The sequence below is a fragment of the Pseudoalteromonas sp. CNAT2-18.1 genome, from assembly GCF_022347865.1.
Taxonomy (GTDB): domain Bacteria; phylum Pseudomonadota; class Gammaproteobacteria; order Enterobacterales; family Alteromonadaceae; genus Pseudoalteromonas; species Pseudoalteromonas ruthenica.
Map to the genome: position 1 here is coordinate 746,370 of NZ_JAKRFR010000001.1, position 13,014 is coordinate 759,383.

Sequence of the window (13,014 nt, forward strand, 5' to 3'; positions counted from 1 at the left end):
TATCCTTATATTTCATCCCAGCATTGTCGCTTGCTGTCCCACTGATGGGTTATTGCTTTCTTTTCATTGTCATAATATAACACTTCACTACCCCTTTTAATCCTCGATGAAGGTCGGCAAGGTGGCAGACCATTTTTGCAGGGGGAGTCTGATGACAGAGTCAATACGTGTTTCTTACTTGGGAAAGCTTTGCGTTGCTCTTTTAGTTGCTTGGTATTATATGCAACGGGATTGCTGTTGTCTTTCGTAAAGTGCTTATGCTCATGAACAATATTGTCACCTAAGCTGTCTGGACGTGTTTTGTAATCTGAGGAGCTTGCGCTGCGCTGCTGCACTTTGCCGCCACTGGATTTGGCGTTATTATTATCAACTAGCGACTCTTCTTTATGCTTGGATAGCGCTTCACGAGCTGCCTTTTCTCGTTCACTTCCAAGCTTTCTGTTGCGCTTTGCTGTCTCGTTTGCTTTGTCCCACTCCTCGCGTGTAATAGGAGCAAGGCCTCTGTTGTACCTACTTATAGCGTTACGTTCGTACCTTGCATCATCGGCATCCGTTTCAGCTTTATCAATTTTCTTTCTAAAATGGGCTCTCTGCGCTTTCGTCAAGTTGTCGCTGCCCAGTGCTGAAGGCTCATTCATATTGACAAGCGCATCCCCACTTCCTTGCTTTATGGCTGCAACCATTTCGTCTGCAGTATATGGGGTTACATCTAATTGGGACAATTCAATTAGCTTCGCCGCCAACGCGGGTTCGATTGATGAGCTAGCATCAATTGCCGCTTGTACTTTGGCTTGCCCCTCTTTACACAATAACCCTAATGGGTCTACCCAGTTGATGGGGTTGGGTGCATATTGGTAGTGGTTGATACCGCCGACCAGGCCAATTGGGTCTTGGTTGATAAAGCGCTGTTGTTTGGGGCTGTAGTAGCGGTAGCGGTTGTAGTGCAAGCCGCTTTCTTCATCAAAGTACTGGCCTTGAAAACGCAGGGGTTGGGTAATGTGCTCTGTGCTGAGCTCGATTTGCTCACTGTAACCAAAGGCATCGGTATTATTTTGCCACACCACCTCGGCATGGGCGTTGGTCACAAACTGCGGGGTATCGAGTTGGTCTAAATGGTAATAATACACACCACTGTCGTTGATTAGCAGTAATGGCTGATACTCGCCTGGCAGTGATACATACCAGGTATACTGGCCGTTTTGGCACTCGCCGAGCAGTTGGTTACCATCCCAAATATAGTCAATGCGCCCTTGCTCGGTCAGTTTGGTGCAGCGTCGCCCGAGTGGGTCATATTCATAACGAGTCAGCTGATCGTTATGATAAAAGCTTGCGAGCTGGTTTAAGGCGTTGTATTCCAAGCGTTGGCGCTGCCCCTTGCCAAGCACATGCACCTGGTTACCACAGGCATCGTAGTCAAACTCGTCTTGGCCAAGATGGTACAGGCGGTCATCAATACAGGCTGTGCCCGTAAAGATATCCTCGTCGCTGTTATTAAGGGCAGGGGAAGTGTGCTCTTTATCAACTGGACGCAGTGCTGGTTCATCCGGTGCGGTCGCTTGCTCCGGGTTGCCAAAGCTGTCCCAGTGGTAGCGCGCCGATTGATCGCCGTTGACCTCAATAAGCTGATTGATGGCGTTGTACTGATATTGCTTATCGCTACTTAGCTCGCTACGTGAGCTCTCGCGCTGACTGGCTATAAGTTGATTGTTGCCATCGTATTGGTAGCTCTGTTTAGCATAGAGCGCATTTTCTGGGTGCGATAACTCCTGCTCGCAAAGGCGGCCAAAACAATCAAACTCTTGCTTGGTGGTGATGTTATTGGCGTAGTGAATTTCACTGAGTTGACCATGTCGATGGCTAAGCTCAACATGGGTGTGCCCATTGAGATCGATGCGCGCCAGTTGGCCTTGGGGATCATAATGATAATTAAGAATTTGGCCGTCGGCCAAAGTTAAGGCGCTGCGTCGGCCAAAGGCATCATAACTGTAATTAAGGGTATGTTGGCCCTGGGTCGCTACCAGTAGTTTACCGGCTTGGTCGAACCCTTGTGTCAGAGTGGTGGCGCCGTTATGGGCGCGCTGCAGGCGTCCTTGACTGTCATAACTAAAATAGTTTGACAGGTTACACAGGGTGCTGTCTTTGGCATTGGGGTGAGCAGCCTGTTGCTCTATGACTTGACCAAGCGCGTTTCGTTTTAATTTAATAAAGCGCTCGTCGGCATCGTTGAGTGCGACCACACGGTTATGAGCATCAAACTCAAAGCGCTGCACGCGACCGTCAAAGCCCGTGGTGCGAATTGGGTTTTCATTGGCGTCGTAATCAATGCGGTATTCTGCACCATCACTGCGGGTAATACCGATCAGGTTGCGCTCTTTATCATAGCGGTAGCGCAAGTGGCTGCCATCGGCAAAACGCACTTGTTCGGGCTGCGCTAACCCAGCGTAATCTGCGCTGGTTTGCTCGCCATTGCCATTGGTGGTCGCCGTTAAGCGACCAGCAGCATCGTAATGGTACTCAATACGAATCGCCGCGTGCTCGTCGCCTTCTTGGCGCATGACTTTGGCGCTGAGTTGGCCGGCGGCATTGCGCTCGAATTGGGTTAGTAGACCGGTGTTGGTTAGAGTTGCATTAACACGGCCTAGTTCGTCGTAACTAAAGCGCGTTAGGACATCACCTTGTTGATGTGCTAAGAGCTCGCCTTGAGCACTCCAGCTAAACTGTTCACTGCGGCCATCGCCATGCACTACCGTGGTCAGTTGATTATTATCATTGTATTGATAATGGCTGGTGCGGCCATCGGGCAGAGTTTGCGATTGCAGCAGACCCATGGCAGTAAACGCGCGCTTGAGTTCGCCGCCATCGGCATAGCGAGTCAGTACATGCTGTCCCAGTTGGTTGTAAGCAAAGGTGGTTTTATTGCCTTGAGCATCGTAGTGGGCCACTTTTTGGCCACGATCATTGTATTCGCTGCGCTCTTCGCTGCCATCTGGATGCTGGGTGTGAGTACGATTGCCAAAGGCATCATAGCGGTATCGCCAGCTATGGCCCCGCGCGTCGGTGTATTCAATCAGCTTACCGTCGCTGTTGTGAACAAAGGTTTCGGTATTACCGCGACTATCGGTACTTTTACTCACTCCCTCTCGTGGGTATTCAAAGCTGTATTCGTAGGTGTTGTTATCACCGTACTGGCGAATACATTTTGCATCAACGCCTGCACCTTGCCACTCAAAGTGGTGGCTAAAGCCACTGGCGCGGGTACGCTTGCTGATAACATTATCGCCACGGTAGCTGTAACGCTCGATATTGCCCTGGCTATCGGTCACTGCCACCAGTTGTTTCGCGTCATTGTATTGGTAACAAGCAAGCAGCGGCTCATGGATGTGACGTTTATCTTTGTCATCCATGTGATAAGCGGCAACCTTGGTTAATAAATCATCGCCGTTATATTGCAGTACTACACCGCGCTTATCATTAATAGCAATACGGCTTAGGCGTTCGTTGGCATCGTAGAAAAAGCTGAGTGTTTGCCCCTTGGCATCGGTTATTTTCTCGAGTAACCAGGCCTTGGAACCAGCAAAAAACGTGTAATGGCTGTCATCAGGGCGTACTAAGGTTTGCTTGCCATCGTTTTGGTAGTGTAAAGCAAGTTGTGAGCTAAGCTGATAACTGGTTTGCCCTGGTTTTACTTTCTCAAACTCATGTATGCGGCCTTGCTCATCAACGAGTTCTAGCCAATAGCGCCCGGGTGTTTTCGGGCCAACTTTCGGTGGCGCTTCGTAGCGCTCAAAAATGCTAAGAGCAAAATGATGGCGCCAGCCAAAACCCAAGCCCACATTGGTATCGCTTTTACTGGAACGGTATAGGCGTTGCCACTTTAAAGGCATGGGGGCGTTAAGGGTAAAATCGACCAATGGGAGAATTTCTTCACCGCTGAGCATGGAGATAGGATCAGAGCGGCACTCTTGTTCATCTACACTTTGCTCAGTGGCCGTGTCATTGGCTTGTGCTTTGTTAGGGTTGCCCTCGGATTGACCGCCTTTTTTGACCACGCTGGGTTGGGACTTTTTATCTTTTTGTGCTTTGGCGCCGCCACTGGCACTGGCCGAGTTGGTGTTGTCGCTAACTTGAATGCTGCGTTTAGGTTTTTGGTTATAACAAAGTAAGGAGCCTGATGCTAACGCCGAGCTTAGGCCATGGGCGACTTCCCGCGCGGTGGCGGTGTTAACCGAATGCACGCCCGCAGCGCGTAGCATGTGCACACATTGAATTCGTTTATGAATATCGCCGACCAGATCTTCGGCCAATAGATTGACTTGAGCGCCTGCCGCATCTGGGGTGTCTATCGCCACCGGATCGTAGCCACCAGGGGCCTTATCATTGGCGAGGGTAATTAACACTGAGCCGCGTTTTGAGCGAAAGGCAATTGAACGAATATCCATATTCTTACGTTATTCCTTAATCAATCCATTGATACACAGAAGCTGCTTGATAGAGCTTGGGCGTGCTGCCAAGGTGTAAAATAATATCACGATGCATGCTCGAATTGTAGTCATTATAGATACCAATAAATGAATAAAGGCCAAACACTGCGCCGAGCTGACCATGAACGTATTCACTTTGAGTCACCTTTGGTTGCTCAACCACTTTACCGTTTAGTTGTAAATACCCCTCAAGCCAGGCACTAGGCCAAGGCTCTTCCCCTAAGGCGGGGGCTACAATGTGCTCTATTGGGGCGGGCACTTCTTTTACCGCTTGGCTGAGTAAAGTAGGGAAGGGGTTGTGTTGTTCGATATCGAAGCAAGGTTCACCATGACAAAAGGGCACGTGCAGCCCTGTTTCACCAAATTTTACTCGTGCTAATGCGAATGCGGCGCCATTATTGTGCGTGATACCTTCATTTAGATGTAAAAATTGCTCATCTAAGGCAATGAATGTGACATGTTTAGCAAGCTGCATCGCTTTAATGAGCGCGCAGTGCAGTGCCGATTCACCGTGCGCGAAAAACTCGTTTACCGGGTGGGGGTGGCCTGGTTGCGCTCGGCCATTGGGAGCCACTTCGTTTAGGGCTGAAATAAGCGTATTTAAGCGTTGCTCATCATAAGCGAGGTTAGGCAGAAGCCAAAAAATAGGCTCCTCGGGGTCAAACTCAAAACGGGCTAAAAACTGATTCAGTGGCGCAATAAGAGAAATAGGCCAGGGCATTGCCTCGCTCTGTTGCGACTGCTCGCTTACAGGCATAGGCTCGCTAAGAAGAAGTGCCGCGTCGGTACTTTCGAGCCCAGGAAGGGCGATATCGAACTCTGTGAGTGTTATTGCCATGTGACCCCCAAGGAGAGTGGATGAACTATATGGCTCTCTTTTTTGTGCATTAAATTAAACAGCTGCGCCACCAAGTAAGGCGTAATAGCATCGAACTGATAGTCTTTAAGCGGGTGCGTGTAGATGTCTTTCCCTGCCAGTAGTCGATTGGCAAAATCGACCTGCTCGCAAAAGGTTGGCCACTGTGTTGATAGTTGCTCTTGAAGGTCGCCCAAGGTATCGGGAGCAAGCCAAGCTTCGGTCAGTTGCTCTTGCGTAAATAGCGTTTCTACGTGCTCGCCGTAACAGTTCATGAAAGTGTTGATAAGCTCGTTATTGGGCTCCTCACACAGTAATTGGTAAATCAAAGGAAGCTGCTTTGTCAGCCCTGCGAGCATGAATAGGTGTGCAATGTCTTGTGGGCTGTGGCTTTTTGACCAGGTATTGGCAATACGCTGAATATCATCATTGGAACAGGTCAAGAAAAATAGTTGGGCTAAAGGGTGCGTGAGCGAATAACGTGCCAGTATTTCTTCGCAAGCAGTCAATATGTCTTGTTTATCGTTTGCTTGCCAACTTAAGGTTTGCCCCGTGAGCAACGCGCGATAGTCGCTGTAATCTGTCGTGTCGATTTGCTGCAACACCGACTCGGGAATATGTGTTAACACCCCCTCTCGCCAAGCCAGCTCTAAAGCGATGGCATGATGCTCTGGTGATTCGCTAAGTAACAATTGATTCAGTGCAGATTTCAGACTTAATCGTTGTAGCCTGATCAATAGCTGGCAAAAAAGCACTCGTTGCTCGGAGTTGGTTTCATCGCTAACTATAAAAGCTGCATCGAGCAGCGTTTTGCTGGCTATACTCAGTGAAAAAGGGCAATGAGGATCAGAAAAATCTCGCAAACCCGCGCTGGCCTGCCGCAATTCGACGGTGAAGCGGTTAACGGCGCTTAAAAAGCTGGCACGATTAGCCAGAGGATGTGATTGTAAGCACACCAGTTCTTGCAAACGTTGAGCGGTATTCAAAGCTTCCATGCGTGAGTGCAATCCTTTAGCCTAGCCACCAATCAATACAGTTGGATTACCAACTACTATTTTCCCGCCGTGAGCGGTCCCATCGCCCATACGTGCGGCGGGTTTACCATTGATTTTTACAGATCCTGAGCCTGAATTAATGGTATCCGGCGGACCTACGCAAATAAGTTTATCGCCTTTTCTGGCCGCTGGCAGGCCACCAATCAATACATTGCCTGAGCCCATGATTATAGGGCCACCGACATGGGGAACTGGGCCGGGATTAGTCTTGGGGCATACATGCATATGAGTCAAAGTGGAAGCGGGTTTTCCCATGATCACATCCTTTTAATCGCTGAAAGGCTATATTATCGCCGATTAATAGTGCGTCGACAAGTATATTGAATGCCCAGCTTGATTATTCTGAAAAGTCAGGTTTCAACAAGGCCTGCAATGGCTCAAGCTCCGTGGTATTAAAGTCCCAGCGCTGATGGTTTTTAAATTCGAAGTCTGCTTTGAAAAAGCCGCTTTTTTGTTGAATTTGTACCAATAATTGCTGAATTTGCAAGGGGCCTTGGCGAGTAATTTCCTGCTGCATATCCTGCACCATATCTGAGAGAACCAAATGCTCATTAGAGTTGACGTAAAATGGCGTGGCTGAACCATCGTCTTGGTAGTAGAAGCCAGCGTTTGCAAACCCCTTATCTTCTCGAGTAAGAACCAAAGCTAAGGTTGACCAGGTAATGTCTTTTAGTGCTGAAGCTTTTAGCACCTCATCAACGATTCGTTGTAAATATTTAATATCAATGCCCATAGCTTATGTCCCTATATAATGGTTTTGGTTGCTAAGGTAGCATATTAAGTGAAATAGAGGGCGGATCAATACCTAGCGTCAGTATTTTTACAAAGAGTAAAATAAACGGCATTAAGTGATTACGTGGCCAATTCCACCACCCATCTTACAGCGCGATCTAGGTGTGAGGCTTCATTAAAACGACAATAACTTAAGTTTCGTTTATATTAATTAGCCGCTCTAACTTCTTTCGGTGAGGGCGGAGGAAAAGAAACGCCTTTTTCTATCAGCAGTTCTTTCACTTTCATCGCATAATCGTAATTACTGGTTCCGGGCCGAAGTAATTTCTTTCGCAAGTCTCTCTCTATACTATTGGCAACCGTGCCGCCTGTGGCTGAAGGCGCAGAAAAGTCGCCACCTTTGGTAATAAATAGTAAAGTGTATTTATACTTTAGCATGAGCGCCGAATAGTTGGCGGCGTTATTGTTCATCGCGTCTGTGGCATTAAGATCAACCCCATGAGCTAATAATAAATTTACCTGCTCATTTTTGTCATTAGCAACCGCATTGAATAAAGCCGGCTCTAAGCTTGCATCTACTGCATTGGGAGAGGCATTATATTCAAGCAGAACCTGCATCATTTCGGTTTTGTCGCTACCGGCTAAAGCCGACAATAGTTGCTCTTCAGTCGGTCCATTTCGGTCTAGGGTTACATAAGCTGGAAAGTCAGGATCAGCACCAAGGTCTAGCGCAAGCCTTAATGATTTTTTATTCGTTTCCATAGCGAGCCAAAATAGTGGCGTAATACCATGCTCACCGTGTACATCCAGTGCAACGCCAGTATCAATGATAGCTTGCGCGGCTTGCTTGTCACCCGCTTTAATGGCGTTGAGCAATATTACATGGGAGGGCTCAAAAAATTGTTCAGCTTTCATACCTTGCGCTAGTGTGGGCATGGCCATAAATATAAGCAGCACTGCATACAGCCATGTTCGCGCTACGTTAAAGTTGGAGAACGTCAATGTCAGTCTTACGCGAAGTCTGAACCAATGAATGTGACAAGGTAAATAGGCTTATTAATTTATCACTCCTTTTCGGTAGCAAATAAAGTAGAGCGGGCAGTGATTCAGTTGCGGCCTTTTAGCTACACAAAGCCTTAATTAGCCGCTCTAACTTCTTTCGGTGAGGGTGGAGGAAAAGAAACGCCTTTTTCTATCAGCAGTTCTTTGATTTCCATTACATACTCATAATTGTCAGTGCCAGGGCGAACCAATTTTTTACGCAAGTCTTTTTCTATGCTGTTGGCAACCGTGCCACCAGTGGTTGAGGGCGCAGAGAAGTTGGCTCCTTTAGAAATAAATAGTAAAGCGTATTTATACTTTAGCATGAGCGCCGCATAGTTGGCGGCGTTGGTGTTCATCGCATCTGTGGCATTAAGATCAACATCATGCTTTAGCAGTAACTCTATTTGGTCGTCTTTATCGTTGGCAATAGCATTGAAAAGAGCTGGCTTTTTATGGGCATCAACGCCGTTGGGAGAGGCATTATGCTCTAATAAAACCTGCATCATATCTGTTTTGTCGCTGCCCGCTAAAGCTGCGAGGAGCTGCTCTTTCTTTGGTTCGTTACGGTCTTTTTTAACTAAGGCCGGGTAGTCGGGATTCGCGCCGAGTTCTAGCGCAAGCTGTAACGATTCTTTGTCCGTCTCCATGGCGAGCCAAAATAGTGGCGTAATACCATGTTCACCGCGTACATCCAGTGCAACGCCATTATCAATGATAGCTTGCGCGGCTTGCTTGTCACCCGCTTTAATGGCGTTGAGCAACTTTACATGGGAGGGCTCAAAAAATTGTTCAGCTTTCATATTTTTTCCTTGAGTAGGCAATGCTATGCAGGCTATCAGTATCAGTGCCAAAGGCACAGCAATAAAAAGAAGCTTCATGTTCACCTAGCCTAAGTAATTGTCTTTAATGGTATTAAGGGTGTTTATATCTTCTTGCTTTTGCGACTCAATTCCCTCAACAACTTGGTCCATACCGTGGCGGTCTATGGGGGTGCCACCTTGAAGGCTTGGCAGACTGCGCATATCACCAGACGCTTTAGGGATTAGGTCTAAACCGGCAATTGCCGCAGCGGTAGCAAGGCCCGCGACAGGGCCCCCCAGATATCCCGCAGCGCCAGTGAGTATGCCTTTTACTGGCAAGCTCTGCGCCATGGTGAGAACATCACCATCAACCGCTTGAGAAACAATCAGTTTTGATACTTCTTCTAAAGGCAACCCTTGTTCACGTGCCGACGTTTTCGGGTGTAAGCCTGAGGAGTTAAAGGTATAGCCTTTATTTCCCGATACAGCTACACCGGATGTTGCCAGCCCGCCACCGAGAGAGTGACCGACCATAATGACATCATCTTGATATAATTGCTCAGCTCTTCGTGCAAGTTCCATCGCTTGGTTGTACTGGGTCGTTTCCATACCACTGCCTTGCATAAAATTGGTTTTCCAATCCGCTGCACCGGTTACACCGTTATTCGTTCCTCTGAACGTTAACATTTTTTCACCGGTAATATCAGATTCAAATAACGCCGCCCCAAAGCCCGAATCATTATCAGTAAATACCGCGTCCGCTAATTCTGGTGTATTTTCTGCGTTGAGGTGTTTTAAACCCACAGGCGGTTCTGGCAGCGTGTCTATATGCCCTCGGTTGTATTCATCAACGCGATAAACATACTGAGCGGCCTCAGCACGAACGACATTGTCATTATTAAAGTCAAGACGCTGCGCTGCAGGCTCTGCTCCAGGTAGCGAGCGGGTATCGGCAATTAGAGTCTTTCTTTGCTGATAACGTTGTTGCCTAGCTGCGACAGCATCAAACTGCTCAGGGACCTCTGCCACTTGGGGTAATGGGGTGTTTGTCGAAGGCCTGTCTATTACTCCGGCCGAGCTTGAGGCTGGAACCGCAGCTTTTGAGCTAGAAGGTGTGCTTTTACCTTGAGGACTGGCCAAATCTGCACCACTACTACGTTTTGGTTGCTCAGCGCTGGATTGCTGTGAACGAGTCTTGTCAGATTTTTGCAGCTGACGTTTTACAACGCTTGGATGCTGGGCAATATCTTCTAGTGGATAAACAACTAGCCGGCCGTCTGTCATCGCCTGCGCCACATCGCACAACTGTACATGCAAGGGCTTTGAGCCGCCATTTAGTAAGGTTAAGTTTAAATAGTCGTAAAGCGCACTAATGATAAGGTGATTATTTCGCCACGGGTCCAAGTCTTGAAGGAACTGCTCTGCAAACACCACCCCCGCACTGAACTCGGCCATTGCTGGCCCCAGCATAGGATCATCAGGGATATGCTCTGGACGACATATTAAGTGAGGCTCACCAAAACAGCAGTACACCACGATACCTTGTGAAAACAAGGCTTCTTGGTTGTGGCTGCTAAGGTAAGCGTTCATATTAATTCAACTTAATTACGCCAGCTTTAAGGGCAATTTGGCTGCCATTGATCTTGATATTGGTGCCTTTAATATCAATGCTGCCATCACTTTTCATGGTGATAGACGCACCACCGGTTTTAATATTAATCTCTTTACCAGCTTCAATATTAAGTGCGTCACCTACTTTCAGGGTGTCGTTTTTACCTATATCTGTACTGCGATCTTTGCCGACTTTGTTCGTGTCGTTGTTGGTTATATCACTTAAGCGGTCATTGAGTATGGTGTCTTTCTGATCGTTTTTAACATGTAAGTGATGGTCTTTCTCTGCTTGTAAGTAGAGAAGCTCACTGCCTTTTTTATCTTCAAAGCGTATTTCATTAAAGTTATCGGCGCCACCTTCTTTGGTGGACCTTGATTTAATACCACTTTGGGTTTTATCCGCAGGCAATGCATAAGGAGGCATCAAGTCGGCGTTGTAGAGCGCACCACTGATAATGGGTTGATCAGGATCGCCATTAATAAATTCAACTAAGACTTCTTGTCCAACACGAGGGAAGAAAAACGCGCCCCACTTTTTACCCGCCCAGTTTTGAGCTACACGGATCCAACATGAGCTCTTGGAGTCTTTTTTACCCTCGCGGTCCCAATCAAATTGCACCTTTACACGACCATACTTATCGATATGGATTTCATCACCTGGATCACCGGTTACGAGTGCAGTTTGTATACCTTGAACTAAGGGCTTTTGGTAACTGCGGGTAGGGCGATAAACAGTATCTTTAGGTACGCAGCTAAAGCTGTTGGAGTAGACTAAGCCTTCACTTTGGCCAGCACCCGATTGGTTAGGAACATTGGCAGAGGTACGTAATTTTGTAACAACAAACTTTTTACCCTCTAGGCGGGGATCTTCATGCTTTTTAAACGCAAAGATACCACCGAGCACAAACGAGCGACAGTCACTTTTACCGCTACTCAGGTTCATGTCTTTTTGTAATGCTTGAAGTTGAATTGAAGCGAGATCCGAGGCGCGCTTGTTGCACTCTGCCTCCCCGGTGTACTCGAATACCTCGCCGCTACTTTGTGTCGGCAGTTCAGGCTTTTTCTGTTCACCGTCTGGGTATTTGCTCGGCTTTTCAAAGTCATAACCTAAACGTTTATAACTACCCGGAGCCAGAGAGAGGCCACCTTGCCAAGCGCTGATATGAGATTCACTAAGGTGGCCCGAGGAGTGGGCTACGGGTGAATCTGCTACATCAGCATAGACGGTTTCATCATCGGCAAAAACTAAAGTGTGATTGCCTTGTGAGTGTTCAAAATAGAAGTAAATACCTTCTTGCTGGAATAAGCGTTGGATAAATTCCAAGTCATTCTCTTGATATTGAACACAGTACTCGTACTTTGGATAACTCTTTTTAGTTTTATCGCTAAAAGCAACGCCATGTTGACCAAATAAATCAGCGGCAATTTCCGTAACCTTCTTTTGCTGATAGATTCGATAATTTTGGCGATGTTGCATTGTCGCAGCAACAGGCACAATAGTAACCTGATAATCGATGTAGTTTTTTTGCTCATCTTTATCAGCTGTGCGTGTGCCCAAGGACACCATTTGGCTTACGATACCATGAAAGTGGCGAGCCGCACCGCCGCCTTTAGCATTGCGTAACTCAATAACAGCCGCTTTACCTACTACGGCATCATGGCTTACTTGCGAGCCAATGGTAAACATATTGGCAGAGATAACAAACAGCTCGGACATACTCTCCGCAGCATTAAAGCTAGTGAGATAAAACGCATCCTTGCCAGCCGCTGTGGTGATTTTAATTACATTTTTGTCTTGTGTCGCTTTTTGCATTCCATGCCTCAATTGTTATCCAAAATACAGTAAGCTCCGGCGCGTGAGCGCCGAAGCTGAGTTGGGCAACAAATAAATTACATTTGTTGACCTTTAACACCGCTGTAGCCGTATACAAGCGGCGCAGTGATGCTGTTTTTGTCGTCTGTTGGAGTTACAGTCATCATCATTTCTGTGTAGCTGATGGTGATTGTCTCGATAGGACGGTCGTTTTGTACAGACACGCTGTAGCTAGAGATCATGGCATCAGTTAGGTCGATTTTCATGATTTCTTCTACTTTGTCGCCTTGCTTAGTGATGTGGAAAGTCGCTGGTTGACCTTTACCAATCGTAGCTTCTTTGAAAAGGTCCGGAGACGCTTTATCTTGAAGTTTAGTGATAGTCACATCGCCTAGGCGAGTCGCGCTTGCTTCACGGTCCATAGCGGTACCAGTGTGAGCTGTAATTTCACGGCTGATGTTCCAGTCTAGAGATAGTACTGTGATCAAATCCTTGAAAGACTCAGCAGTTGTTTCGCCTTTGATTGAACCATACTTAAGGTAAGTATTTGCTTGCATTTCTTATGCTCCTTTTTGCATTTTACTAACATCCATAAATGGATAGGGTACTTCCCGGCGAACCG

10 protein-coding genes are annotated in these 13,014 nt (G+C 47.2%); all 10 read right to left on the reverse strand.

Features of this window, described 5'->3' with window-relative positions; all coding sequences use genetic code 11:
- Positions 1-5: 5 nt before the first annotated feature.
- The gene (locus MHM94_RS03235) at positions 6-4,439 is read right to left on the reverse strand and encodes an RHS repeat-associated core domain-containing protein (protein ID WP_235418772.1); all 4,434 of its coding nucleotides are present in this window, start codon (positions 4,437-4,439) and stop codon (positions 6-8) included.
- Positions 4,440-4,455: 16 nt separating this feature from the next.
- Positions 4,456-5,319, reverse strand: coding sequence for a hypothetical protein (locus tag MHM94_RS03240; protein WP_235418773.1), 864 nt, complete (start codon positions 5,317-5,319; stop codon positions 4,456-4,458).
- Positions 5,310-6,332, reverse strand: a complete 1,023-nt coding sequence (locus MHM94_RS03245; protein WP_235418774.1) for a hypothetical protein — start codon at positions 6,330-6,332, stop codon at positions 5,310-5,312. Before MHM94_RS03245 ends, MHM94_RS03240 begins: the two co-directional genes overlap by 10 nt.
- A 21-nt stretch (positions 6,333-6,353) precedes the next feature.
- On the reverse strand, positions 6,354-6,647 hold the full coding sequence (locus tag MHM94_RS03250) for a PAAR domain-containing protein (protein WP_026111034.1): 294 nt from the start codon (positions 6,645-6,647) through the stop codon (positions 6,354-6,356).
- Between the two features lie 82 nt (positions 6,648-6,729).
- Positions 6,730-7,125 (reverse strand): hypothetical protein, encoded by a 396-nt coding sequence (locus tag MHM94_RS03255; protein WP_138509734.1) that lies wholly within the window; start codon positions 7,123-7,125, stop codon positions 6,730-6,732.
- A gap of 206 nt (positions 7,126-7,331) precedes the next feature.
- Positions 7,332-8,039 (reverse strand): hypothetical protein, encoded by a 708-nt coding sequence (locus MHM94_RS03260; RefSeq protein ID WP_235418775.1) that lies wholly within the window; start codon positions 8,037-8,039, stop codon positions 7,332-7,334.
- Positions 8,040-8,260: 221 nt separating this feature from the next.
- Positions 8,261-8,968 carry an ankyrin repeat domain-containing protein gene (locus MHM94_RS03265; RefSeq protein WP_235418776.1) on the reverse strand — a complete coding sequence of 236 codons (708 nt, stop codon included), beginning with the start codon at positions 8,966-8,968 and terminating at the stop codon, positions 8,261-8,263.
- A gap of 84 nt (positions 8,969-9,052) precedes the next feature.
- A complete protein-coding gene (locus tag MHM94_RS03270) occupies positions 9,053-10,558 on the reverse strand; it encodes an Mbeg1-like protein (RefSeq protein ID WP_235418777.1) in 1,506 nt (501 codons plus the stop codon).
- A gap of 1 nt (position 10,559) precedes the next feature.
- Positions 10,560-12,392, reverse strand: a complete 1,833-nt coding sequence (gene tssI, locus MHM94_RS03275) for a type VI secretion system tip protein TssI/VgrG (protein ID WP_235418778.1) — start codon at positions 12,390-12,392, stop codon at positions 10,560-10,562.
- Positions 12,393-12,469: 77 nt separating this feature from the next.
- Positions 12,470-12,949, reverse strand: a complete 480-nt coding sequence (locus MHM94_RS03280; RefSeq protein WP_130145546.1) for a type VI secretion system tube protein Hcp — start codon at positions 12,947-12,949, stop codon at positions 12,470-12,472.
- Positions 12,950-13,014: the final 65 nt, after the last annotated feature.